A 24,941-nucleotide genomic window follows, 5' to 3' on the forward strand; every position below is an offset into this window, starting at 1 on the left:
CCTTCTTTCCTACGCTTCGTCGCGTATGTACTGCTGCCCGGGCGACTTTACCGGGGAGCGGGGACCGGTTCGGACACGAGTTCGGGATTCCCCCGTCCGGCGAGCCGTTCACGCCAGGCGGTCAGGACCGCCTCGTCGGTCGGCCGGGTGGCGAGGGATCCGGCCGCGTAGGCGACCAGGGAGGCCAGCAGGCCGTAGTAGACGGGCTCGTTGGCGAGGATGCCGTAGGCCGCCATCAGGCCCACCACCGCGACACCGCCGACGACGACCGCGGCGAGCGCGCCCTGCACGGTGCCGCGCCGCCACAGCAGCCCGCCGAGGATGGGCACGAGGAGACCGCCGACGAGCAGGTTGTACGCCACCGTCAGCGCCTCGACGACGTTGTTCAGCGCGATCGCCGTGCCGATCACCGCGACGCCCATGAGCAGGATGAACGCCCGGTTGCCGCGGACCTCGTCGTGCTCCTCGGCGGACGGCCGCACGATGCCGCGCAGACGTGACCAGATGTCGTTGTTGGCGACGGTCGCGCAGGCGATCAGCGCACCGGAGGAGGTCGACATCACCGCGGCGAGCGCGGCGGCCAGCACCAGGCCCCGCACGCCGACGGGCAGTTCGTCCTTCACGATGGTGGCGAAGGCGTCGTCCGGGCTGCCGAGCTTCGGGTAGAGCACCTTGGCGGCGGTGCCGATGACGGCGCCGGCGAGGGCGTAGACGAGGCAGTAGGTGCCGGCCACGGTGCCGCCCCAGCGGGCGGTGCGGTCGCTGCGCGCGGTGAACACGCGCTGCCAGATGTCCTGTCCGATGAGCATGCCGAACGTGTAGATCAGCACGTAGGTGAAGATCGTCTCACCGCCGATGCCCAGCGGGTCGAAGTACGAGGTGGGCAGCTCGGCCTTCATCTCGGCGAAGCCGCCCGCCTTGACCACCGCGATGGGCAGCAGGAGCAGCAGCACGCCGATCGTCTTGACCACGAACTGCACCATGTCGGTCAGCGTGATCGACCACATGCCGCCGAGCGTGGAGTAGGCGACCACGATGGAGCCGCCCAGCACGATCGCCAGGGTGCGGTTGATGTCGAACAGCACGTCGAAGATCGTGGCGTACGCGATGGTCGAGGTGACCGCGAGCATCAGCGTGTACGCCCACATCACGACGCCGGAGATCAGGCCCGCACGGCCGCCGTAGCGCAGGTCGAGCATCTCGGAGACCGTGTACACCTTGAGGCGGGCGATGCGGGCCGAGAAGAAGACGCTCAGCGCCAGCAGGCCGAGGCCGATCGTGAAGACCATCCAGGCGCCGGACAGGCCGTACTGGTAACCGAGCCCGACGCCGCCGATGGTGGAGGCGCCGCCCAGGACGATCGCGGCCATGGTGCCGGAGTACAGGGCGGGCCCCAGGCGCCGGCCGGCCACCAGGAACTCGCTCTTGGACCGGGCGCGGCGCATGCCCCACCAGCCCATGGCCAGCATGCCGGCCAGATAGACGGCGATCACCACGTAGTCGACGGCCATGGGGCCTCCTTCACACACTTCTCGGTGGCGTGTCGTGCAGGGAACGGGGGGGTGTGCGGCGACTCGACGCGGGGACATCCGCCCGTACCCACTGGTCGCCGGTCCCTCGACCCTAGGTGGCCGAAAAGCGACTGCGAAGTGTACGTTCCCTCCATTCACGCCGTACGGGATGGAGGAAACGCACACCATGCCGGACCCCGCCGTCCCGCCCACCCCGCCGGTGCCGCTCGCCGCGCTCCTGGCCCGGGAGGACCTCGCCCTGCGGCAGCTCGCCGGGCCCTCCGGCCCGGACGTCGCCGTCCACTGGGCGCACACCTCGGAGATGAGCGACCCCTACCCGTACCTGCTGGGCGGCGAGCTGCTGCTGACGGCCGGGGTGCACGTCCCCGAGACACCTGACCCGGGGGCGTACTTCGACGCCTACGTCGCGCGGATCGTCGCGGCCGGCGGCGCCGCCCTCGGCTTCGGGGTGGCGCCGGTGCACGACACCGTGCCGCCCGCGCTGATCGCGGCCTGCGCGGCGCACGCCCTGCCACTGGTCGAGGTCCCGCCGCAGACCACGTTCTCCGGCGTGGCCCGCGCGGTCTGGCAGCTCATGGCCCAGGCCCGGCTGGCCGAGCTGCGCCGGGTCACGGAGGCCCAGCAGAGCCTCGCGGCCGCCGCCTCCCGGCCCGACCCGGTGCCGTCGGTGCTGCGGCAGCTCGCCCAGCGGGTGGCGGGCCGCGCGGTGCTGTACGGGCCCGAGGCGACGGAGGTCGCGGCGGCCGGGCGCCCGGCGGGGACCGCGGCGCACCAGGCGCTGGCCGCGCTCGCGGAGGTGGTCCGCCCCAGCGGTCCGGGCACGCCCACCTCGGCCACGGACACCGCCGCCGGCACCCACCTCGCGGCGTACGCCCTGGGCGCCGGGCACGACTTCGTCCTCGGCGTCGCCGCCCCGCGCCGCGACCCGGGCGACCACACCATCGCCTCCGTCGCCGCCGTGCTGCTCTCCCTGCTCACCGGCGAGCACCAGAGCGGCACCGGCGCGGCCCGCTCCTCCGCGCTGGTCCGGCTGCTGCTCGGGGCCGCGCCCGAGGCGGTGGCGCCACTGCTCGGCGCCGGGCGCTGGGCCGTCGTGCACGCCCGCCCCGACGCCCACGCCCCCGACCCGGTGGCCGCCTCCGCGCTGGGCGCCGCGCTCGGCTCGCCCCTGGTCGACCTCGCCGACGGCGTCGTACGGGTCCTGGTGCCCGAGGGGCGGGAGCCGGCGCCGTACCCCGGCTGGACGCTGGGGGTGAGCGCGGCCGTGGAGCCGGCGCAGTGGCCGGCCGCGGACGCGCAGGCGGCCCGGGCCCTGGCCCGCGCGCGGGCGACACGGGCCCCGCTGCTGCGGCACCGCGCCCGGGCGGCCCTGGCCGACCTGGTCGCGCCGGACGAGGCGGCCGCCCACGCGCGGGCCCTGCTCGCGCCGATCGCGGCCACGCCCGCGCTGCCGGAGACGCTGCGCACCTGGCTGTCGCTGCACGGCAGCTGGGACCGCACGGCGGTGGCGCTGTCGGTGCACCGCAACACCGTGCGGCAGCGGATCGCGCGGTGCGCGGCCCTGCTCGGGGCGGACCTGGACGACCCGGACGTGCGGATGGACCTGTGGTTCGCGCTGCGCGACCGCGCTCCGGGCGGCGGGTGAGCCACGTCCCAGGGTCCGGAACCGCGGTGAGCTCCCCGGCCCGCTGCCCCACAATGGACACCATGCCGATATCCGGGACACCCAGCCGTGCCGAGCTCGTCGACCACCTCGTGCGCACCCGCATCGCGGGCGAGGTCGCCACGCCCCGTGAGAACAACCTCTCCCACTACCGGCAGCTCGCGAACGGCAACCGGCACTTCTGGTTCGGGCTGGAGTTCGGCGACCGCTGGACCGACGAGCAGGACGTGCTCGCGGTGATGGCCGAGCGCGTCGGCGTCAACGACGACCCCGAGTACCGGTACGGCCAGGACACCATCGACGCCGAGCTCACCGTGGACGGCCTGGACCGGCTGGCGGGGCGGCTGCGCAAGGCCGCCGAGGGCCGGCAGCGGGTGCTGCTCGCCACCGGCCACCCGGGCGGGCTGCTGGAGGTGCACCACCGCACGGCCGCCGCGCTGCGCGCCGCGGGCTGCGAGATCGTGGTGATCCCGGACCGGCTGCAGACCGACGAGGGCTACGTGATGCAGTTCGCGGACGTCGCGGTGCTGGAGCACGGGGCCACCCTGTGGCACACCCACTCCGGCGAGCCGATGAAGGCGATCCTCACCGCGCTGGAGCTGGAGGGCCGCCCGCTGCCCGACCTGGTGGTCGCCGACCACGGCTGGGCGGGCTACGCGGCCCAGCACGGCGTGGACGCCGCCGGCTACGCCGACTGCAACGACCCGGCCCTGTTCCTCGCCGAGTCCGAGGGCACCCTCCAGGTGGCGGTCCCCCTGGACGACCACGTGGTCAGCCCCCGCTACTACGACCCCATGACGGCGTACCTGCTGGACCGGGCCGGGCTGGGCGAGCGCGCCGAGGGCTGAGGGCGGGGCGGCGGCGGCTGGTATGACTGGGGGCATGGAGGAAGCAGCCGCCGAGTCGGCCATCGACATGTTCCTGTCCGCGTTCAACGTCCCGGACGACCGGCACGTGACCGAGCTGCTGTCCCAGGCCCTCACCTCCGACGTGGTGTTCTTCGGGCCGCTGGGACGCAGCGAGGGCGTGGCCGCGGTCGAGCGGTTCGTGCGGGAGCTGCGCCGCCACCCGGCCGGGCCCGGCACCATGGCCCGCTGCTCGGCGGTCGACATGCCCGGCGAGTGGGCCCGCTACCGGTGGGCCTTCACCACGCCCGGGGACGGGCCGCGGCTGGCCGGCACGGACGTCGTCCACCTGCGGCGGGGTCTGATCGACCAGATGATCGTCTTCGCGGGCGACATCGAACCGGCCGCGGCGGACGCCTGACCGTCCCTCCCCCGCCCGGTCCCGGTCCGTCTCAGCCGGTCCGCGGGACGCGGACCACGCCCTCCTGGATGACCGAGAGGGCCAGCCGGCCGTCCTGGGTGTAGATGCGGGCCTGGCCGAGGCCGCGGCCGCCGTGGGCCGACGGGGACTCCTGGTCGTACAGGAGCCACTCGTCGGCGCGGAACGGGCGGTGGAACCACATGGCGTGGTCCAGCGAGGCCCCGACGACGTCGCCGACCGCCCAGCCGCCGCGCCCGTGCGCGAGCAGCACCGAGTCGAGCAGCGTCATGTCGGAGACGTAGGTGGCGAGCACGACGTGCAGCAGCGGGACGTCCACGGCGCCGTCGAGCTTGCCGTTGGTGCGGAACCAGACCTGCGAGTGCGGCTCGCGGGGCTCCCCGAACCGTCCGTACGGCGGCTCGTCGACGTAGCGCAGGTCGATCGCCTCGCGCGCCTCCAGGAAGCGCTCGACCACGTCCGGGTCGAGGTGGCCGTAGCCGCGCAGCCGCTCCTGCGAGGTGGGCAGCGTGGCCGGGTCGGGGGCGGGCGGCATCGGCACCTGGTGGTCGAGCCCGTCCTCGTGCGCCTGGAACGACGCCGACAGGAAGAAGATCGGCCGGCCGTGCTGGACCGCGACGACGCGCCGGGTGGTGAAGGAGCGGCCGTCGCGGATGCGCTCCACGGTGTAGACGATCGGCGCGCCGGGGTCCCCGGGGCGCAGGAAGTACGCGTGCAGGGAGTGGGCGTGCCGGTCCCCGGGGACCGTCCGCCCGGCGGCGACCAGCGCCTGCGCCGCGACCTGCCCGCCGAAGACGCGGGGCACGACGGCGGAGCGGGACTGGCCGCGGAAGATGTTCTCCTCGATCTGCTCGAGGTCGAGCAGATCGAGGAGGTCCTGGAGTGCCTGGCTCATGAGGAGTAGGTGTACCGGCCGGAGATGACGGGCGTCCTACAGACCCATGTCCTTGGCGATGATCGTCTTCATGATCTCGCTGGTGCCGCCGTAGATGCGGTTGACGCGGTTGTCCGCGTACAGGCGGGCGATCGGGTACTCGTTCATGTAGCCGTAGCCGCCGTGGAGCTGCAGGCAGCGGTCGATCACGCGGTGGGCGACCTCGGTGCAGAACAGCTTGGCGGAGGCGGCCTCGGCGGGGGTGAGCTCCCCGGCGTCCAGTGCCTCCAGCGCGCGGTCGGCGACGGCCTCGGCGGCGTCGACCTCGGCCTGGCAGGCGGCCAGCTCGAACTTGGTGTTCTGGAAGTGCGCGACGGGCTTGCCGAAGACGGTGCGCTCCTGCACGTACTGCTTGGCGAACCGGACCGCGGCCTTGGCCTGCGCGTAGGCGCCGAAGGCGATGCCCCAGCGCTCGGAGGCGAGGTTGTGGCCGAGGTAGGAGAAGCCCTTGTTCTCCTCGCCGAGCAGGTCCTCCACGGGCACCTTGACGTCGACGAACGCCAGCTCGGCGGTGTCGGAGGTGCGCAGGCCCAGCTTGTCCAGCTTGCGGCCGATGGAGTAGCCCTCGGACTTGGTGTCCACGGCGAACAGGGAGATGCCGTGGCGGCGGTCCTCGGCGGTCGGCGCGGCGGTGCGGGCGCAGACGATGACCTTGTCGGCGTGCACACCGCCGGTGATGAAGGTCTTGGAGCCGTTGAGGACGTAGTGCGTGCCGTCCTCGGAGAGCTTCGCGGTGGTCTTCATGCCGGCCAGGTCGGAGCCGGTGCCCGGCTCGGTCATGGCGATGGCCCACATCTCCTCGCCGGTGACGAACTTCGGCAGGTACCGCTTCTTCTGCTCGTCCGTCGCCAGCATCTTGATGTACGGCAGGGCGAGCAGCACGTGCACCCCGGAGCCGCCGAACTGCACGCCCGCGCGGGCCGTCTCCTCGTAGAGGACGGCCTCGAACTTGTGGGTGTCCAGGCCCGCGCCGCCGAACTCCTCGGGCACGCTGATGCCGAAGACGCCCAGGTCGCCGAGCTTGTAGTAGAAGTCGCGCGGCGCCTGGCCCGCGGCGAACCAGTCGTCGTACACCGGTACGACCTCGGCCTCGATGAAGGCGCGAAGGGTCTCCCGGAACGCCTCGTGATCCTCGTTGAACACCGTACGGCGCACGCCGCCACCTCCACGTACCTTCAGCCGGCCCTGTCTAAGCGCTTGCTCAGATTCGAGCGTACCGACGGGTAGCCGAACCGTCCAGAGGGGTCCCGCCGTAACGCTCGTCACGCTCGACGCAGGGGCGGCCCGAGCCGGACGACGGTCTCGCAGCCCACGTCCTGCCGGTACTCCACGACACCCTGCCGGTACCAGAAGCGGCACCCGGACAGCGTGCCGCGCACCGGCCCGGTCACCCGCACGCGCATCCAGACGTAGGCGCCCGCCCGGCCGTGCGGGGCGACGACGAACGGCCGGGCGGGTCCGACCGCGAAATCCTGGGTGACGCCGATGAGGTACCCGCCGGTCTGCCGGAGCGTGGCGGTGCCGTAGCGCACCACCTCCAGCCCCTCGGGGACCCGCAGCACGCGCATGCGCAGCACCGTGAGCGGCCGCGCGGTGCCGTTGTCCGGGAGCGGACCGCTCACCCAGTACTCGGCGCCGACCTGCGCGTGTTCGTAGCCGCTCAGGAAGGACGCCTGTGCCGGCAGCGCGATGGCGTCGCCCTGCGGGTGGTCCCGCGCCCGGTCGCCCCCGGCGGCGGCCGTCAGCGCCGCCGTCACGGCGAGTGCCGCCAGCCCGCGCAGCACGCGCCGGCCCTTCGATGTCGCGGCCGCGTCGGTTCCCACGGCTCCCCCCTTCACTCGGTGCAGGGGGCATCAGATCATGCGGCTGACCTGCGTGGACACGTGGTCCTGGTGAGGGGCCGGCCGGCCGCGAGCGGCTACTCCGCGCCCGCTGCCGCGAAGGCGCCGCGGGCCATGCGGTGGAGCTGGGTCGCCGTGGCGGTGCGGCCGGGGAGGGTGCCGGTGCGGCCCAGGTGCGGGGTGGAGTTGAGCAGGCCGAAGACCGAGTGGACCGCCGAGCGGGCCGAGGGCTCGGTCAGGGCCGGGTAGACCTCGCGGACCACGGAGACCCACAGCTCGACGTACTGGCGCTGGAGCTGGCGCACCAGCTTGCGGTCGCTGTCCCGGAGGCGGTCCAGCTCCCGGTCGTGCAAGGTGATCAGGGGACGGTCGTCGATGGCGAAGTCGATGTGGCCCTCGATCAGCGAGTCGAGGACCTCCTCGGCCCCGGCCACGCCGTCGGCCTCCGCCAGGCGCCGCCTGGCCCCCGTCAGCAACTGGCCGCTGATGCCGACGAGCAGCTCGGCGAGCATCGCGTCCTTGCCCGGGAAGTGGCGGTACAGACCGGGCCCGCTGATGCCCACGGCCGCGCCTATCTCGTCGACGCCGACACCGTGGAAGCCGCGCTCCGCGAAGAGCCGGGCGGCCTCCTTGAGGATCTGCTCGCGCCGCGTGGGGGCGTCGGTCCTGGTGGTCATGGATCGATTCTAGACAGGGAGGTTAGCGCTCGTTAACCTGAGGGAAATGCGTTAACGCTCATTAACAAGGTGAGGGGTTCGCAGGATGCACGAGGCACCGGAGCTGACGAGCGCGGCAGACCCCGCGTCGGAGGCCTGGCGGGCCAACGAGCGGGCACATCTGGCGCTCGTCGAGGAGCTGCGCGCCAAGCTGGCCGCGGCGGCGCTGGGCGGCGGGGAGAAGGCCCGCGCCCGGCACACCGCGCGCGGCAAGCTGCTGCCCCGGGACCGGGTGGACACCCTGCTCGACCCGGGCTCGCCGTTCCTGGAGCTGGCCCCGCTGGCGGCCGACGGGCTGTACGACGGGCAGGCCCCGGCGGCCGGGGTGATCGCGGGGATCGGGCGGGTCTCCGGGCGCGAGTGCGTGGTCGTCGCCAACGACGCCACGGTCAAGGGCGGCACGTACTACCCGATGACCGTGAAGAAGCACCTGCGCGCGCAGGAGGTCGCCCTGGAGAACCGGCTGCCCTGCGTCTACCTGGTGGACTCCGGCGGCGCCTTCCTGCCGATGCAGGACGAGGTCTTCCCCGACCGCGAGCACTTCGGGCGGATCTTCTACAACCAGGCGCGGATGTCGGGCGCCGGCATCCCGCAGATCGCGGCCGTGCTCGGCTCCTGCACGGCCGGCGGGGCGTACGTCCCGGCGATGAGCGACGAGGCCGTGATCGTGCGCGGACAGGGCACGATCTTCCTGGGCGGGCCGCCCCTGGTGAAGGCCGCCACCGGTGAGGTCGTCACCGCCGAGGAGCTGGGCGGCGGCGAGGTCCACTCCCGGGTCTCCGGCGTCACCGACCACCTCGCGGAGGACGACGCGCACGCGCTGCGGATCGTGCGGACCATCGTCGAGACCCTCCCGGCCCGCTCCGCCCTCCCCTGGGAGGTGCGCACCCCCGTCGAGCCGAAGGTCGACCCCCTCGGGCTGTACGGCGCCGTCCCGGTCGACTCCCGCACCCCCTACGACGTGCGCGAGATCATCGCCCGGATCACCGACGGCTCCCGGTTCGCGGAGTTCAAGGCGGAGTTCGGCCAGACCCTGGTCACCGGGTTCGCCCACGTCCACGGCCACCCGGTCGGCATCGTCGCCAACAACGGCATCCTCTTCTCCGAGTCCGCCCAGAAGGGCGCCCACTTCATCGAGCTGTGCGACCAGCGCGGCATCCCGCTGGTGTTCCTGCAGAACATCTCCGGCTTCATGGTCGGCAAGGACTACGAGGCCGGCGGCATCGCCAAGCACGGCGCCAAGATGGTCACCGCCGTCGCCTGCGCGCGCGTGCCGAAGCTGACCGTCGTGGTCGGCGGGTCCTACGGCGCGGGCAACTACTCCATGTGCGGCCGGGCCTACTCGCCCCGCTTCCTGTGGATGTGGCCCAACGCCAAGATCTCCGTGATGGGCGGCGAGCAGGCCGCCTCCGTCCTCGCCACCGTCAAGCGCGACCAGCTGGAGGGCCGGGGCGAGGAGTGGTCCGCCGAGGAGGAGGAGTCGTTCAAGGCGCCCGTCCGCGCGCAGTACGAGCGCCAGGGCAACGCCTACTACGCCACCGCCCGCCTGTGGGACGACGGGGTCATCGACCCGCTGGAGACCCGGCAGGTGCTGGGTCTCGCGCTGACCGCCTGTGCCAACGCGCCCCTGGGTGACCCCCAGTTCGGCGTCTTCCGGATGTAAGAGGGGCTGCCCGACCATGTTCGACACCGTGCTCGTGGCCAACCGGGGCGAGATCGCCGTGCGCGTGATCCGTACGCTGCGGACGATGGGCGTGCGCTCGGTCGCCGTCTTCTCCGACGCGGACGCCGACGCGCGGCACGTCCGGGAGGCCGACACCGCCGTCCGGATCGGCCCGCCGCCGGCCGCCGAGAGCTACCTGTCCGTGGAGCGGCTGCTGGAGGCGGCCGCCCGCACCGGCGCCCAGGCCGTCCACCCGGGCTACGGCTTCCTCGCTGAGAACGCCCGCTTCGCCCGCGCCTGCGAGGAGGCGGGCCTGGTCTTCATCGGCCCGCCCGCGGACGCGATCGCGCTGATGGGCGACAAGATCCGCGCCAAGGAGACCGTGCGGGCGGCCGGCGTGCCGGTCGTGCCCGGCTCCAGCGGCAGCGGCCTGACGGACGCCCAGCTCGCCGAGGCCGCCCGGGAGATCGGCACGCCCGTGCTGCTCAAGCCGTCCGCGGGCGGCGGCGGCAAGGGCATGCGCCTGGTGCGCGACGCCGCCGCGCTGGCCGACGAGATCGCCGCCGCCCGCCGCGAGGCCCGCGCCTCCTTCGGCGACGACACGCTCCTGGTGGAGCGGTGGGTCGACCGCCCCCGGCACATCGAGATCCAGGTCCTGGCCGACGGCCACGGCAACGTCGTCCACCTCGGCGAGCGCGAGTGCTCGCTCCAGCGACGCCACCAGAAGATCATCGAGGAGGCGCCGAGCGTGCTCCTCGACGAGGCCACGCGCGCGTCGATGGGCGAGGCGGCCGTCCAGGCGGCCCGCTCCTGCGGCTACCGGGGCGCGGGCACGGTGGAGTTCATCGTGCCGGGCGGCGACCCGTCGTCGTACTACTTCATGGAGATGAACACCCGCCTCCAGGTGGAGCACCCGGTCACCGAGTTCGTCACCGGGCTCGACCTGGTCGAGTGGCAGCTGCGGGTGGCGGCCGGGGAGCGGCTGGGCTTCGGGCAGCAGGACGTGACGCTGACCGGGCACGCCGTCGAGGCCCGCATCTGCGCCGAGGACCCGGCGCGCGGCTTCCTCCCCTCGGGCGGCACGGTGCTGCTGCTGCGCGAGCCGGAGGGCGAGGGCGTGCGCACCGACTCCGGGCTCAGCGAGGGCACGGAGGTCGGCAGCCTCTACGACCCGATGCTGTCCAAGGTCATCGCCTACGGCCCCGACCGGGAGACCGCGCTGCGCCGGCTGCGGGCGGCCCTCGCGGAGACGGTCACGCTGGGCGTGCCGACCAACGCCGGGTTCCTGCGCCGGCTGCTGGCCCATCCGGCGGTCGTGGCGGGCGAGCTGGACACCGGCCTGGTGGAGCGGGTGGTGGACGACCTGGTGTCCACCGACGTCCCCGACGAGGTGTACGAGGCCGCCGCGGCCGTCCGGCTCGACGCGCTGCGGCCGCGGGCCGAGGGCTGGGTGGACCCGTTCTCCGTGCCGAGCGGCTGGCGCCTCGGCGGGCGCCCGAAGCCGGCCGCGTTCGCGCTGCGGGTCCCGGGCCTCGACCCGGTCACGCACGCGTGCGCCGGTGACGCCCGGGTGGCACCCGGCCGGGTCGACGTGACGCTGGACGGGGTGCGCCACTCCTTCCACCGCGCCGCCGACTGGCTGGGCCGCGACGGCGACGCCTGGCAGGTGCGCGACCACGACCCGGTCGCCGCCTCGCTGGGCCGGGCGGCGCACGCGGGCGCGGACTCGCTGACCGCGCCCATGCCGGGCACCGTCACCGTCGTGAAGGTCGCGGTCGGCGACGAGGTGGCCGCGGGCCAGAGCCTGCTGGTGGTGGAGGCGATGAAGATGGAGCACGTCGTCTCAGCCCCGCACGCCGGCACGGTCACCGAACTCGACGTCACGCCCGGCGCCACGGTCGCCATGGACCAGGTGCTGGCCGTGATCGCACCGACGGAGGAGGCGGACGGGTGAGCCACGACGAGCTGCCCATGACCGTGCCGGCCGAGGGCCTGCCCGCACGGGTGCGGATCCACGAGGTCGGCGCGCGCGACGGCCTGCAGAACGAGAAGACGGCCGTGCCGACGGAGGTCAAGGCGGAGTTCATCCGCCGGCTGGCCGACGCGGGCCTGACCACCATCGAGGCGACCAGCTTCGTGCACCCCAAGTGGGTGCCCCAACTGGCGGACGCCGAGGAGCTGTTCCCGATGGTGAGCGGCCTCGGCGGGGTGCGGCTGCCGGTGCTGGTGCCCAACCGGCGCGGACTGGACCGGGCGCTCGCGCTCGGCGCCCGCGAGGTCGCCGTCTTCGCCAGCGCCACCGAGACCTTCGCCCGGGCCAACCTCAACCGCACCCTCGACGAGTCGCTGAGCGTGTTCGAGCCGGTGGTGCGGCAGGCCAAGGAGGCGGGCGCGCACGTGCGGGGCTACGTGTCGATGTGCTTCGGCGACCCCTGGGAGGGCGCGGTCCCGCTCGACCAGGTCGTCCGGGTCTGCCGCGCGCTGCACGACATGGGCTGCGACGAGCTGAGCCTGGGCGACACCATCGGCGTCGCCACGCCCGGCCACGTCCGCGCGCTGCTGACCGGGCTGAACGCCGCGGGCGTGCCGACGGACGTCATCGGGGTGCACTTCCACGACACCTACGGCCAGGCCCTCGCCAACACCCACGCCGCGCTGCTGCACGGCGTGAGCACCGTCGACGCCTCCGCCGGCGGCCTCGGCGGCTGCCCGTACGCCAAGTCCGCCACCGGCAACCTCGCCACGGAGGACCTCGTGTGGATGCTGCGGGGTCTCGGCATCGACACCGGAGTCGATCTCGGCCGTCTCGTCGCCACCAGCACGTGGATGGCCGGCCACCTGGGCCGACCCAGCCCGTCCCGCACCGTCCGAGCCCTGTCCCACGAGGACACCGAGGAGCACTGAGCACCATGGACTTCAAGCTCTCCCCCGAACTGGAAGAACTCCGCCGCACGGTCGAGGCGTTCGCGCACGACGTGGTCGCGCCGAAGATCGGCGACTTCTACGAGCGGCACGAGTTCCCGTACGAGATCGTCCGGGAGATGGGCCGCATGGGCCTGTTCGGGCTGCCGTTCCCCGAGGAGTACGGCGGGATGGGCGGTGACTACCTGGCGCTCGGCGTGGCCCTGGAGGAGCTGGCCCGGGTGGACTCCTCGGTGGCGATCACCCTGGAGGCGGGCGTCTCGCTGGGCGCGATGCCGCTGCACCTGTTCGGCACCGAGGAGCAGAAGCGCGAGTGGCTGCCCCGGCTGTGCGCGGGCGAGGTGCTCGGCGCCTTCGGCCTGACCGAGCCGGACGGCGGCTCGGACGCGGGCGCCACCCGCACGACGGCCCGGCGGGACCCGGACACCGGCGAGTGGGTGATCAACGGCACCAAGTGCTTCATCACCAACTCCGGCACGGACATCACCGGGCTGGTCACGGTCACCGCGGTCACCGGCCGCAAGCCCGACGGCAGACCGCTCATCTCGGCGATCATCGTGCCCTCGGGCACGCCCGGCTTCACGGTCGCCGCGCCCTACTCCAAGGTCGGCTGGAACGCCTCGGACACCCGGGAGCTGCACTTCGACGACGTGCGGGTCCCGGCGGCGAACCTGCTGGGCGAGGAGGGCCGCGGGTACGCGCAGTTCCTGCGCATCCTGGACGAGGGCCGCATCGCCATCGCGGCGCTCGCCACGGGTCTCGCCCAGGGCTGCGTGGACGAGTCGGTGAAGTACGCCAAGGAGCGGCACGCCTTCGGCCGTCCGATCGGCGCCAACCAGGCCATCCAGTTCAAGGTCGCCGACATGGAGATGAAGGCCCACACCGCCCGGCTCGCCTGGCGGGACGCGGCGGCCCGGCTGGTGTCGGGCGCGCCGTTCAAGAAGGAGGCGGCGCTGGCCAAGCTGTACTCGTCGACGGTCGCGGTGGACAACGCCCGCGAGGCCACCCAGATCCACGGCGGCTACGGCTTCATGAACGAGTACCCCGTGGCCCGGATGTGGCGGGACTCCAAGATCCTGGAGATCGGCGAGGGCACGAGCGAGGTGCAGCGCCTGCTGATCGCACGGGAGTTGGGCCTGGTGGGCTGACCCGCCGCACGGCGCGGACGGCTCCGGCCCGGGGCCTCGGGGCGGACCACCCCTGGACAAGATCTGAGGTTAGGCTAACCTATCTTCGACTTGTCCGGCGGGTGATCCGCCCTGTTCGAAAGCAGCGAACCATGTCCAACGCCAGAGCCAGCCACCCCACCCGCCGCGGCATCCTCGCCGCCGGCGGCGCCCTCGGCCTCGGGGCCGTCCTCGCGGCCTGCGGGGACGACGACGGGAAGAGCGGCGGCGGCTCGGACTCGACGGCGTCCGGCGCCGCGAAGTCCGGCCCCTGGACGTTCAAGGACGACCGCGGCACCACCGTGAAGCTGGGCAAGGCCCCGTCGGCCATCGTCGCCTTCACCGGCGTCGGCGCCGCGCTGTACGACTACGGCATCCAGGTCAAGGGCGTCTTCGGCCCCACCAAGACCTCCGCCGGCAAGGCCGACGTCCAGGCCGGCGACATGGACATCAGCAAGGTCGAGATCCTCGGCAACGTCTGGGACGAGTTCAACGTCGAGAAGTACGCGGCCCTGCGGCCGGACGTGCTGATCTCCACGATGTTCGACGCCGCCGGCACCCTCTGGTACGTCCCCGAGGCGTCCAAGGACAAGATCGCCAAGCTCGCCCCGAGCGTGGGCCTCTCCGTGTACGACCGTCAGCTCACCGCGCCGCTGCAGCGGATGTGGGAACTGGCCGAGTCGCTGGGCGCCGACATGACCGCGGCGAAGGTCACCGACGCCAAGAAGCGCTTCGAGGAGGCGGCCACCCGGCTGCGCGCCGCCGCCAAGGCCAAGCCCGGCATCAAGGTGATGGCCGGCTCCGCGAGCCAGGAGCTCTTCTACGTCTCCGGCACCGACCTCTCCATCGACCTGGAGTACTTCAAGGCCCTCGGCGTGAACTTCGTCGAGCCGCCGGAGAGCGCCAAGAAGCAGGGCGGCGGCTGGTACGAGTCGCTGAGCTGGGAGAACGTCGACAAGTACCCGGCCGACATCATCATGATGGACGACCGCACCTCCGCCATCCAGCCGGCCGACATCACCGAGGCGACCTGGAAGCAGCTCCCCGCGGTCAAGGCCGGCCAGGTCATCGCCCGCTCGCCGGAGCCGATCCTCTCCTACGACAAGTGCGTGCCGCTGCTCACCGCCCTCGCCGAGGCCCTGGAGAAGGCCAAGAAGGTCAGCTAGCCGGTCACTTCCCCGCCCCGACCGAGGAGCACCGATGACCACAGCCGTGGCCGCCCCGTTCCGCTTCTTCTCCCTGCAGGTCGTGACGACGAGGCGGCTCGGCCCGTCCCTGCTCCGGGTCACCTTCGGGGGTGAGGACCTGCTCCACTTCGCCTCCGACGGCCGCGACCAGTCGCTGTCGCTGTTCCTGCCGCACCCGGGGCAGGGCACCCCGCACGTCCCCGTCGAACGGGGCGACGGCTGGTGGCAGGCGTGGCGCGAACTCCCCGACGGCGTACGGGCCGTGATGCGGTCGTACACCCTGCGGGCACTGCGCCGCGACCCCGACGAGATCGACGTCGACTTCTTCCTCCACGAGCCCGCCGGCCACGCCTCCCGGTGGGCCGCGGGCGCGCGGGCCGGCGACCGGGTGGTCCTGCTCGGGCCGGCGGTCGCCGACAACCGGGCGATCCGGTTCCGGCCGCCCGAGGACACCGACCTGGTGCTGCTGTGGGGCGACGAGACGGCGCTGCCCGCCGTCGCCGCGATCCTGGAGTCCCTGCCGCCCGCCCGGCGCGTACGCGCCTGGCTGGAGGTGCGCGACCGCGGGACGGTCCAGGACCTGACGACCCCGGCGGACGCCGAGGTCACCTGGCTCGTACGGCGCGACGGCTCCCCCATGGCCGTCGACGCCGTACGGGCCGCCCGCCTGCCGCCCGCACACCGCCCGTACGTCTGGATCGCGGGTGAGGCGGGGTGCGTCAAGGCGCTGCGGAGGCACTTCACCGAGGAGCGCGGGATCGACCGGCGGCGGGTGACCTTCGTCGGCTACTGGCGTGAGGGACTGACCGAGGAGCAGCTGCGCGAGGTGGAGTGAGGAACGCCAACTCACCTACAGGCGCCTCGGGTTGGAAACGTGAGAACGATCACGCAGGGGTGGTGTCCCCGCCGTGTAACTTAGGTTAGGCTAACCTAAGTTACACGGCCGGGACACCACCCTGATCCGTTCCCGACGGACCGTCCCCACCCCCGGAGGACCCCCACCATGCGCTCGCACCTGCTCAATGACACGACCGCGGAGCGGTACCGCCGCACCGTGACCGAAGGAGTCGAGCGGGTGGCCGCCCACCTCGCCGCCACCGACCGGCCGTTCACCGGCATCGCGGTCGACGCCCTCGCGCCCCGCATCGACGGCATCGACCTCGACCGTCCCCTGCACGACACCGCAGCGGTGCTCGACGAGCTGGAGGAGGTCTACCTCCGCGACGCCGTCCACTTCCACCACCCCCGCTACCTCGCCCACCTCAACTGCCCGGTCGTCATCCCGGCCCTCCTCGGCGAAGCGGTCCTCACCGCCGTCAACTCCTCCCTGGACACCTGGGACCAGTCGGCCGGCGGCACCCTCATCGAGCGCCGGCTCATCGACTGGACGGCCGCCCGCATCGGCCTCGGCCCCGCCGCCGACGGCGTCTTCACCTCCGGCGGCACCCAGTCCAACCTCCAGGCCCTGCTGCTGGCCCGCGAGGAGGCCAAGACCGACGACCTCGCGTCCTTGCGCATCTTCGCCTCCGAGGTCAGCCACTTCAGCGTGCAGAAGTCCGCGAAACTGCTGGGCCTCGGACCGGACGCCGTCGTCACCCTCCCCGTCGACCACGACAAGCGCCTGCACACCGTCGCCCTCGCCCGCGAACTCGAGCGCTGCCGCCGCGACGGACTCGTCCCCATGGCCGTCGTCGCCACCGCCGGCACCACCGACTTCGGCTCCATCGACCCGCTGCCCGAGATCGCCGACCTGTGCGCCCGGTACGGCACCTGGATGCACGTCGACGCCGCCTACGGCTGCGGACTGCTCGCCTCCCTGAAGTACCGGGACCGCATCGACGGCATCGAGCAGGCCGACTCGGTCACCGTCGACTACCACAAGTCCTTCTTCCAGCCGGTGAGTTCCTCGGCCGTCCTGGTCCGCGACGCCGCCACCCTGCGGCACGCCACCTACCACGCCGAGTACCTCAACCCCCGCCGCACGGTGCACGAGCGCATCCCCAACCAGGTGGACAAGTCCCTGCAGACCACCCGCCGCTTCGACGCCCTCAAGCTGTGGATGACCCTGCGCGTCATGGGCGCCGACGGCATCGGACAGCTCTTCGACGAGGTGTGCGACCTCGCCGCCGCGGGCTGGGAACTGCTCGCCGCCGACCCGCGCTTCGACGTCGTCGTCGCGCCCTCGCTGTCCACCCTGGTCTTCCGCTACGTGCCCGCCGCCGTCACCGACCCCGCCGAGATCGACCGCGCCAACCTGCACGCCCGCAAGGCCCTGTTCGCCTCCGGGGACGCCGTGGTCGCGGGCACCAAGGTCGGCGGCCGCCACTACCTGAAGTTCACCCTGCTCAACCCCGAGACGACGACCGGCGACATCGCCGCCGTCCTCGACCTGATCGCCGGCCACGCCGAGCAGTACCTGGGAGAGTCCCTTGACCGCGCTTCCTGAGTCCACCGCCGCCACGGGGAAGACCTACGACTTCGTGGGCATCGGGCTCGGCCCGTTCAACCTGGGCCTCGCCTGCCTCACCGAGCCCATCGCCGAACTCGACGGCGTCTTCCTGGAGTCCAAGCCCGACTTCGAGTGGCACGCCGGCATGTTCCTCGACGGCGCCCACCTGCAGACGCCGTTCATGTCGGACCTGGTCACCCTCGCCGACCCCACCTCGCCCTACTCCTTCCTCAACTACCTGAAGGACAAGGGCCGGCTGTACTCGTTCTACATCCGCGAGAACTTCTACCCGCTGCGCGTCGAGTACGACGACTACTGCCGCTGGGCCGCCCACCAGCTCGGCAGCATCCGCTTCGGCACGACGGTCACCGAGGTCAGTTACGACGAGGACGACGCCGTGTACGCCGTGCGCACCGAGCACGGCGACACCTACCGCGGCCGCCATCTGGTCCTCGGCACCGGCACCTCCCCCCACCTGCCCGAGGCCGTGCGCGGACTGGGCGGCGACTTCCTGCACAACTCCCGCTACGTGCAGCACCGCGACGCGCTCCGGCAGAAGGAGTCGATCACCCTGGTCGGCTCCGGCCAGTCCGCCGCCGAGATCTACCACGACCTGCTCGGCGAGATCGACGTCCACGGCTACCGCCTGAACTGGGTGACCCGCTCCCCCCGCTTCTTCCCGCTGGAGTACACCAAGCTCACGCTGGAGATGACGTCCCCCGAGTACGTCGACTACTACCGCGCCCTGCCCGAGGCCACCCGCTACCGCCTCACCCAGCAGCACAAGGGCCTGTTCAAGGGCATCGACGGCGACCTGATCAACGACATCTTCGACCTGCTCTACCAGAAGAACCTGGCCGGCCCGGTCCCCACCCGCCTGCTCACCAACTCCGCGCTCACCGGGGCCCGCCACGAGAACGGCACCTACACCCTCACCTTCCGCCAGGAGGAGCAGGGCAAGGACTTCGAGCTGTCCAGCGACGGCCTGGTCCTCGCCACCGGCTACCACTACACCGAGCCCGCGTTCCTCGCCCCCGTCCGCGACCGCCTGGTGTACGACTCGCACGGCAACTTCGACGTCGCCCGCAACTACGCGATCGACGTCACCGGCCGGGGCGTCTTCCTCCAGAACGCCGGCGTCCACACCCACAGCATCACGTCCCCCGACCTGGGCATGGGCGCGTACCGCAACAGCTACATCATCAGCGAACTGCTCGGCACCGAGTACTACCCGGTCGAGAAGACGATCGCCTTCCAGGAGTTCTCCGTATGACCACCCCCCACACCTTCACCTTCCGCCCCCTGGACCCCCTGAGCGACGGACGGCTCGTGCACTCCTGGGTCACGCATCCCAAGGCCGCGTTCTGGATGATGCAGGACGCCCGGCTGGAGGACGTCGAGCGGGCCTACATGGAGATCGCGGCCGACGCGCACCACGACGCGTTCCTCGGGCTGCGCGACGGGGCGCCGGCGTTCCTGATGGAGCGGTACGACCCGGCCCACCGGGAGCTGGTCGGGCTGTACGAGGCGCGGCCGGGGGACGTCGGGATGCACTTCCTGACGCCGGCGACCGACCGGCCGGAGCACGGGTTCACGCGGGCCGTCATCACCGCGGTGATGGCGTACCTGTTCGCGGACCCGGCGGTGCGGCGGGTGGTCGTCGAGCCGGACGTGGCCAACACGGCCGTGCACGCCCTCAACGAGGCCGTCGGGTTCGTGCCCGAGCGGGAGGTGCAGAAGCCGGAGAAGCGGGCGCTGCTGAGCTTCTGCACCCGGGAGCAGTTCCTCGCGGCGACGGGGGTGTCCGCATGAGCCCCGCCGACGCCGTGGCCCACCTCTCCCCCGAGCGCTGGGAGCGGGCCAACCGCCTGCTGGTGCGCAAGGCGCTCGCCGAGTTCGCGCACGAGCGGCTGATCACGCCCGAGCCGGAGGGCGAGGGGTACGTCGTGCGCAGCGACGACGGGCTGACCGCGTACCGCTTCACCGCCGTGCGCCGGGCGCTGGACCACTGGCAGGTCGACGCCGGCTCGATCACGAGGACCCGAGGCGGGGAGGAACTGCCGCTGGCCGCGCTGGACTTCTGCATCGAGCTGCGGCAGTCCCTCGGCCTGAGCGACGAGATCCTGCCGGTGTACCTGGAGGAGGTCTCCTCGACGCTGTCGGGGACCTGCTACAAGCTCACCAAGGCGCAGGTCCCGGTCGCGGAGCTGGTCGACGCCGGGTTCCAGGCGATCGAGACGGGGATGACCGAGGGCCACCCCTGTTTCGTGGCGAACAACGGACGGCTGGGCTTCGGTGTCCACGAGTACCTGTCGTACGCGCCGGAGACGGCGAGTCCGGTCCGGCTGGTGTGGCTGGCGGCGCACCGTTCACGGGCCGCGTTCACGGCCGGGGCGGGCATCGAGTACGCGTCGTTCGTGCGGCAGGAGCTGGGCGAGGAGACCGTCGAGCGGTTCCACGGGCAGCTGGCCGCGCAGGGCCTGGACCCGGCCGACTACCTGCTGATCCCGGTGCACCCCTGGCAGTGGTGGAACAAGCTGTCGGTGACCTTCGCCGCGGAGGTCGCCCGGCGCCACCTGGTGTGTCTGGGCGAGGGCGAGGACGCGTACCTGGCCCAGCAGTCCATCCGGACGTTCTTCAACACCTCGCACCCCGAGAAGCACTACGTGAAGACGGCGCTGTCCGTGCTCAACATGGGCTTCATGCGCGGTCTGTCGGCCGCGTACATGGAGGCGACGCCCGCCATCAACGACTGGCTGGCCCGGCTCGTCGAGGGCGACCCGGTGCTGAAGGCGACGGGCCTGACGATCATCCGGGAGCGGGCGGCGGTGGGCTACCGGCACCTGGAGTACGAGCAGGCGACGGACCGCTACTCGCCGTACCGCAAGATGCTGGCGGCGCTGTGGCGGGAGAGCCCCGTGCCGTCGCTCGCGGAGGGTGAGTCGCTCGCGACCATGGCCTCACTGCTGCACGTGGACCACGCGGGGGCGTCGTTCGCGGGGGCGCTGATCGAGCGCTCGGGGCTGGAGCCGGCCGAGTGGCTGCGGGGCTACCTGCGGGCGTACTACACGCCGTTGCTGCACAGCTTCTACGCCTACGACCTGGTGTACATGCCGCACGGCGAGAACGTGATCCTGGTGCTGCGGGACGGGGCGGTGCAGCGGGCGGTCTACAAGGACATCGCCGAGGAGATCGCGGTGCTGGACCCGGACGCGGTGCTGCCGCCGGAGGTGCGCCGGATCCGGGTGGAGGTGCCCGAGGACCAGAAGCTGCTGTCGGTCTTCACGGACGTCTTCGACTGCTTCTTCCGCTTCCTCGCGGCCCAGCTCGCCGCCGAGGGCGTCCTGGCGGAGGACGGCTTCTGGCGCACGGTCGCCGAGGTCACCCGGGAGTACCAGGAGGCGACGCCGCAGCTCGCCGAGAAGTTCGCCCGGTACGACCTGTTCGCACCGCAGTTCGCGCTGTCCTGCCTGAACCGGCTGCAACTGCGCGACAACCGGCAGATGGTCGATCTGGCGGACCCGTCCGGCGCGCTCCAGCTCGTCGGCACCCTGGAGAACCCGATCGCCGGGTACTGAGCGGGCGGTCCTCGACCGGAGGTGAGGACCGCCGGCCCGGTGCGGGCCCGCGCCGGGGGCTACTTGGCCCGGCGGGCCACCGTGAAGTGGTCGATGCGGTCGCCGGTCTCGGCGATGCCCTGGACCGTCAGGGTGGTGTAGCGGCCCCTGGGCGCGGGGGTGACGTCCACGCGCAGGAACGAGTAGTTGAGGTAGCGCACCCGGGACCAGGCGACGGTCTCGTCGACCTTGCCGTCCTTGGTGTTGACGAACGAGGCGACCGAGTCGACCTCGTGCTCGTGGCCCTCGTAGGAGTCGGGGGCGGTGAAGGCGTACAGGCTGCGGCCCGCGGCGCCGGCGGTGACGTAGACGACGCCCTCGGTCTCGGGGTAGGCGGTGCCGCCGATGGGGAGCTTCTTGGTGACCGTGTTGCCCTTGATGACGTCGGTGCGCTCGTACTGGTGGTTGTGGCCGTTGATGACGAGGTCGACCTGGTACTTCTCGAACAGCGGCACCCACTCCTGGCGTACGCCGCCCTCGGAGGCGTGGGCGGTGGAGGTGCAGTAGGCGCAGTGGTGGAAGAAGACGACGACGAAGTCGATGTCCTCGGCCGCGCGGTACTTCTTCAGCCGGCCCTCGAACCAGGTGGTCTGGGTGCCGCCGGAGATGCCCAGGTTGGCCGGGATCTCGAAGGAGACGTCGTTGGGGTCGAGGGAGATGACCGCGGTGTTGCCGTGGACGAAGGAGTAGACGCCCGGGAGGTGCTTCTTGTCGGGCCCGTTGTCCGGGAGGGTGAAGCGGGCCTCCTCCCCGCCGTAGCCGTTGGGCGAGTACCAGGCCTCCATGTCGTGGTTGCCATAGGAGACCATCCACGGGACGGACTTGGCGACCGACTCGGTCTGGGCGAGGAACTGGTCCCAGGTGCGCGCGTCGAAGCCGGTGTCCGCGGTCTTGCCGGCGCCGGCGGGGTCGGCGTAGGCGATGTCGCCGGCGTGCAGGTGGAAGGCCGGGTTCTGGCCGAGGATCAGGGCGTCGTTGGCGAGGCCGTGGTAGCTGACGCCCTGGTCGCCGAAGGCGGTGAAGGTGAACGGCGCCTTGTGGGCGGGGGCGGTAGTGAACGTGCCGAGGGTGCCCAGCAGGTGGGGCTCGGCCGGGTCGAAGCCCGCGTGGCCGACGCCGTAGTAGTAGGTGCGGCCGGGCTTGAGGCCGGCCAGCTTGGCGTGGACGTAGTACTGGGTGTGGTCGGCGCTCGCGCCGACGCCGGCCGGGGTGTGGAGGGTGCGGACCTCGGCGCTGATGCGGTGGGAGAGGTCCCAGGGGTGGGCGCCGACGCGGATGAAGGGCTTGTCGACGGCGACGGGCACCTGCCAGGAGACGGTCATCTCGGTGCGCGGGTCGTTGCCGTAGGCGAGGTGGCGGCCGAAGGGGGCGACGAGGCGGCCGTCGACCTTATGGGCCGCGGGCGCGGTGGAGCGGGTGGGAACGGCGGCCTGGGCGGTGGCGCCCGGGACGAAGGCGCCGCCCACGACGGCACCGAGGGTGACCGCGCCGCCGCGGATCATCGTGCGCCGGGAGAAGCGGGAGCGCAGGTACTCGTGCTGCTCGGCCATGCTCATGCGGTCGGCGAGCTGCTCGGGTACGCCCATGCGAGGAATGTCCATGACGACTGAAAATCGTCTCCTCAGGCGACCGTTCGCGGGACGCGGGGTGGACGGACGCCGAACAGGCGTTCATGAGAGTTCCAATGTTCGACCAAGACTTCACCCCTGGCGCTTGCCCGAAATCGGGCAGGTTCCTTGCGAAAGTCGCTCCGGTACCCCAGGATCTACCGGGTGCACGACGAGCTTGTTGATCATCTGACCCGCACCACACCCCTGAACAGGGGCGAGGCGCTGCGGGTGATCCAGGACGTGCTGGCCTATTTCGACGAGACGACCGAGCAATACGTCCGTCGCCGCCACCGCGAACTCCAGGCCCAGGGCCTGGTGAACGCGACGATCTTCGAACGGATCGAGGCGGACCTGAAGTACCGCGCGGTGGCGCCGCCGGAGCTCACGCTCCGTCAGCTGCGGCGCATCGTCTACGGCTGAGCCGCAGCCGTGGGCCGCCCCCGGGGCGGCCGGGACCGAGCCGAGAACTGAAGAGGAACACCCTTACATGTGCGGAATCGTCGGATACATCGGGAAGCGTGACGTCGCCCCCCTGCTGCTGGAGGGCCTGCAGCGCCTGGAGTACCGCGGCTACGACTCGGCGGGCATCGTCGTCAGCTCCCCCAAGACGCCGGCCCTGAAGATGGTCAAGGCCAAGGGCCGGGTGCGCGACCTCGAGGCGAAGGTCCCCGCCCGCTTCAAGGGCACGACCGGTATCGCCCACACCCGCTGGGCCACCCACGGCGCCCCCTCCGACGTGAACGCCCACCCGCACCTGTCGGCCGACAGCAAGGTCGCCGTGGTGCACAACGGCATCATCGACAACGCCGCCGACCTGCGCCGCAAGCTCGAGGCGGACGGCGTGGAGTTCCTCTCCGAGACCGACACCGAGGTGCTCACCCACCTGATCGCCCGCGCGCAGGCCGACAAGCTGGAGGACAAGGTCCGCCAGGCGCTGCACGTGGTCGAGGGCACCTACGGCATCGCCGTGATGCACGCCGACTTCCCGGACCGCATCGTGGTGGCCCGCAACGGCTCCCCGGTGGTCCTCGGCATCGGCGAGAAGGAGATGTTCGTCGCCTCCGACATCGCCGCGCTGGTCGCCCACACCCGGCAGATAGTGACGCTGGACGACGGCGAGATGGCCACCCTCAAGGCCGACGACTTCCGCACCTACACCACCGAGGGCACCCGCACCACCGCGGAGCCGACGACCGTGGAGTGGGAGGCCGCCTCCTACGACATGGGCGGCCACGACACCTACATGCACAAGGAGATCCACGAGCAGGCCGACGCCGTGGACCGCGTGCTGCGCGGCCGCATCGACGACCGCTTCTCCACCGTGCACCTCGGCGGCCTCAACCTGGACGCCCGCGAGGCGCGCCAGATCCGCCGGGTCAAGATCCTCGGCTGCGGCACCTCCTACCACGCGGGCATGATCGGCGCCCAGATGATCGAGGAGCTGGCCCGCATCCCCGCGGACGCCGAGCCCGCCTCGGAGTTCCGCTACCGCAACGCGGTCGTCGACCCCGACACCCTGTACATCGCCGTCTCCCAGTCCGGTGAGACCTACGACGTCCTCGCCGCCGTGCAGGAGCTCAAGCGCAAGGGCGCCCGCGTCCTCGGCGTGGTCAACGTGGTCGGCTCGGCGATCGCCCGCGAGGCGGACGGCGGCGTCTACGTGCACGCCGGGCCCGAGGTGTGCGTGGTGTCCACCAAGTGCTTCACCAACACCACGGTCGCCTTCGCCCTGCTCGCCCTGCACCTGGGCCGCACCCGTGACCTGTCGGTGCGCGACGGCAAGCGGATCATCGAGGGGCTGCGCAAGCTGCCCGGGCAGATCGCCGAGATCCTCGCCCAGGAGGAGGAGATCAAGAAGCTGGCCGACGAGTTCGCCGAGGCCCGCTCGATGCTCTTCATCGGCCGCGTCCGGGGCTACCCGGTGGCCCGCGAGGCGTCCCTGAAGCTCAAGGAGGTCTCCTACATCCACGCCGAGGCCTACCCCGCCTCCGAGCTCAAGCACGGCCCGCTGGCCCTGATCGAGCCGGCGCTGCCGACGGTCGCGATCGTCCCCGACGACGACCTGCTGGAGAAGAACCGCGCGGCCCTGGAGGAGATCAAGGCCCGCCACGGCCAGATCCTGGCCGTCGCCCACCAGCACCAGGAGAAGGCCGACCGCACGATCGTCGTGCCGAAGAACGAGGCCGAGCTCGACCCCATCCTGATGGGCATCCCGCTCCAGCTCCTCGCCTACTACACGGCGAAGGCCCTGGGCCGCGACATCGACAAGCCGCGCAACCTGGCGAAGTCGGTGACGGTCGAGTAGGACCCCCGCGCGGCGCCCCCGTGGGCGCCCGGGGGCGACGGAAGCGGACCCC

The 24,941-nt window shown here is 72.1% G+C and carries 21 protein-coding genes; 15 read left to right on the top strand and 6 right to left on the bottom strand.

Translation table 11 applies throughout. The features are described from left to right. Nucleotides 1–47: 47 nt before the first annotated feature. Entirely contained in the window at nucleotides 48–1,511 is a 1,464-nt protein-coding gene (locus tag E4U92_RS17225; protein WP_137301320.1) for a sodium:solute symporter family protein, read from the bottom strand. A 187-nt stretch (nucleotides 1,512–1,698) separates the two neighbouring features. On the opposite strand from E4U92_RS17225, the gene E4U92_RS17230 reads away from it, so the two are divergent. From E4U92_RS17230 to E4U92_RS17240, 3 genes are all read left to right on the top strand, one after another. Continuing rightward, the gene (locus E4U92_RS17230) at nucleotides 1,699–3,177 is read left to right on the top strand and encodes a PucR family transcriptional regulator (protein ID WP_174863915.1); all 1,479 of its coding nucleotides are present in this window, start codon (nucleotides 1,699–1,701) and stop codon (nucleotides 3,175–3,177) included. A 62-nt stretch (nucleotides 3,178–3,239) separates the two neighbouring features. Then, nucleotides 3,240–4,043, top strand: coding sequence for a phosphatase (locus tag E4U92_RS17235; protein WP_137301322.1), 804 nt, complete (start codon nucleotides 3,240–3,242; stop codon nucleotides 4,041–4,043). Nucleotides 4,044–4,077: 34 nt separating this feature from the next. Then, entirely contained in the window at nucleotides 4,078–4,461 is a 384-nt protein-coding gene (locus tag E4U92_RS17240; protein ID WP_137301323.1) for a nuclear transport factor 2 family protein, read from the top strand. Between the two features lie 31 nt (nucleotides 4,462–4,492). Here E4U92_RS17240 and E4U92_RS17245 read toward each other — a convergent pair whose 3' ends face one another. From E4U92_RS17245 to E4U92_RS17260, 4 genes are all read right to left on the bottom strand, one after another. Beyond that, nucleotides 4,493–5,374 (bottom strand): acyl-CoA thioesterase, encoded by an 882-nt coding sequence (locus tag E4U92_RS17245; protein ID WP_137301324.1) that lies wholly within the window; start codon nucleotides 5,372–5,374, stop codon nucleotides 4,493–4,495. A 36-nt stretch (nucleotides 5,375–5,410) separates the two neighbouring features. After that, a complete protein-coding gene (locus tag E4U92_RS17250) occupies nucleotides 5,411–6,568 on the bottom strand; it encodes an acyl-CoA dehydrogenase family protein (protein ID WP_137301325.1) in 1,158 nt (385 codons plus the stop codon). A gap of 107 nt (nucleotides 6,569–6,675) precedes the next feature. Beyond that, nucleotides 6,676–7,236 carry a hypothetical protein gene (locus E4U92_RS17255; RefSeq protein ID WP_137301326.1) on the bottom strand — a complete coding sequence of 187 codons (561 nt, stop codon included), beginning with the start codon at nucleotides 7,234–7,236 and terminating at the stop codon, nucleotides 6,676–6,678. A gap of 95 nt (nucleotides 7,237–7,331) precedes the next feature. Further along, nucleotides 7,332–7,931 (bottom strand): SACE_7040 family transcriptional regulator, encoded by a 600-nt coding sequence (locus E4U92_RS17260; protein ID WP_137301327.1) that lies wholly within the window; start codon nucleotides 7,929–7,931, stop codon nucleotides 7,332–7,334. Nucleotides 7,932–8,016: 85 nt separating this feature from the next. Here E4U92_RS17260 and E4U92_RS17265 point away from each other — a divergent pair, with 85 nt between their 5' ends. The 10 genes from E4U92_RS17265 to E4U92_RS17310 all read left to right on the top strand — a co-directional run bounded on the left by E4U92_RS17265 (nucleotide 8,017) and on the right by E4U92_RS17310 (nucleotide 20,935). Further along, entirely contained in the window at nucleotides 8,017–9,633 is a 1,617-nt protein-coding gene (locus E4U92_RS17265; protein WP_137301328.1) for a carboxyl transferase domain-containing protein, read from the top strand. A gap of 16 nt (nucleotides 9,634–9,649) precedes the next feature. Further along, complete coding sequence (locus E4U92_RS17270) at nucleotides 9,650–11,587, top strand: acetyl-CoA carboxylase biotin carboxylase subunit (RefSeq protein ID WP_137301329.1); 1,938 nt, start codon at nucleotides 9,650–9,652, stop codon at nucleotides 11,585–11,587. A gap of 17 nt (nucleotides 11,588–11,604) precedes the next feature. Next, nucleotides 11,605–12,537 (top strand): hydroxymethylglutaryl-CoA lyase, encoded by a 933-nt coding sequence (locus tag E4U92_RS17275; RefSeq protein ID WP_174863927.1) that lies wholly within the window; start codon nucleotides 11,605–11,607, stop codon nucleotides 12,535–12,537. 5 nt (nucleotides 12,538–12,542) lie between these two features. Further along, a complete protein-coding gene (locus E4U92_RS17280) occupies nucleotides 12,543–13,703 on the top strand; it encodes an acyl-CoA dehydrogenase family protein (RefSeq protein WP_137301331.1) in 1,161 nt (386 codons plus the stop codon). A 131-nt stretch (nucleotides 13,704–13,834) separates the two neighbouring features. Next, entirely contained in the window at nucleotides 13,835–14,887 is a 1,053-nt protein-coding gene (locus tag E4U92_RS17285) for an ABC transporter substrate-binding protein (RefSeq protein WP_137301332.1), read from the top strand. 34 nt (nucleotides 14,888–14,921) lie between these two features. Further along, nucleotides 14,922–15,743 carry a siderophore-interacting protein gene (locus tag E4U92_RS17290; RefSeq protein ID WP_137301333.1) on the top strand — a complete coding sequence of 274 codons (822 nt, stop codon included), beginning with the start codon at nucleotides 14,922–14,924 and terminating at the stop codon, nucleotides 15,741–15,743. Nucleotides 15,744–15,911: 168 nt separating this feature from the next. Beyond that, complete coding sequence (gene desA / locus E4U92_RS17295; RefSeq protein ID WP_137301334.1) at nucleotides 15,912–17,354, top strand: lysine decarboxylase DesA; 1,443 nt, start codon at nucleotides 15,912–15,914, stop codon at nucleotides 17,352–17,354. After that, a complete protein-coding gene (locus tag E4U92_RS17300) occupies nucleotides 17,338–18,630 on the top strand; it encodes a lysine N(6)-hydroxylase/L-ornithine N(5)-oxygenase family protein (RefSeq protein WP_174863917.1) in 1,293 nt (430 codons plus the stop codon). Before desA ends, E4U92_RS17300 begins: the two co-directional genes overlap by 17 nt. Then, nucleotides 18,627–19,169, top strand: a complete 543-nt coding sequence (locus E4U92_RS17305; protein WP_137301335.1) for a GNAT family N-acetyltransferase — start codon at nucleotides 18,627–18,629, stop codon at nucleotides 19,167–19,169. The genes E4U92_RS17300 and E4U92_RS17305 overlap by 4 nt, the downstream gene beginning before the upstream one ends. Beyond that, nucleotides 19,166–20,935: an IucA/IucC family protein gene (locus tag E4U92_RS17310; RefSeq protein WP_137301336.1), complete on the top strand. Its 1,770-nt coding sequence runs from the start codon at nucleotides 19,166–19,168 to the stop codon at nucleotides 20,933–20,935. Before E4U92_RS17305 ends, E4U92_RS17310 begins: the two co-directional genes overlap by 4 nt. Before the next feature lie 59 nt (nucleotides 20,936–20,994). Here E4U92_RS17310 and E4U92_RS17315 read toward each other — a convergent pair whose 3' ends face one another. After that, complete coding sequence (locus E4U92_RS17315; RefSeq protein ID WP_137301337.1) at nucleotides 20,995–22,560, bottom strand: purple acid phosphatase family protein; 1,566 nt, start codon at nucleotides 22,558–22,560, stop codon at nucleotides 20,995–20,997. A 186-nt stretch (nucleotides 22,561–22,746) separates the two neighbouring features. Between E4U92_RS17315 and E4U92_RS17320 the strand changes: the two genes are divergently transcribed. Further along, nucleotides 22,747–23,004 carry a hypothetical protein gene (locus E4U92_RS17320; protein WP_137301338.1) on the top strand — a complete coding sequence of 86 codons (258 nt, stop codon included), beginning with the start codon at nucleotides 22,747–22,749 and terminating at the stop codon, nucleotides 23,002–23,004. A 67-nt stretch (nucleotides 23,005–23,071) separates the two neighbouring features. Next, on the top strand, nucleotides 23,072–24,889 hold the full coding sequence (glmS, locus tag E4U92_RS17325; protein WP_137301339.1) for a glutamine--fructose-6-phosphate transaminase (isomerizing): 1,818 nt from the start codon (nucleotides 23,072–23,074) through the stop codon (nucleotides 24,887–24,889). The last annotated feature ends 52 nt before the right edge of the window (nucleotides 24,890–24,941 follow it).

Source organism: Streptomyces galbus (assembly GCF_005280195.1).
Taxonomy (GTDB): domain Bacteria; phylum Actinomycetota; class Actinomycetes; order Streptomycetales; family Streptomycetaceae; genus Streptomyces; species Streptomyces galbus.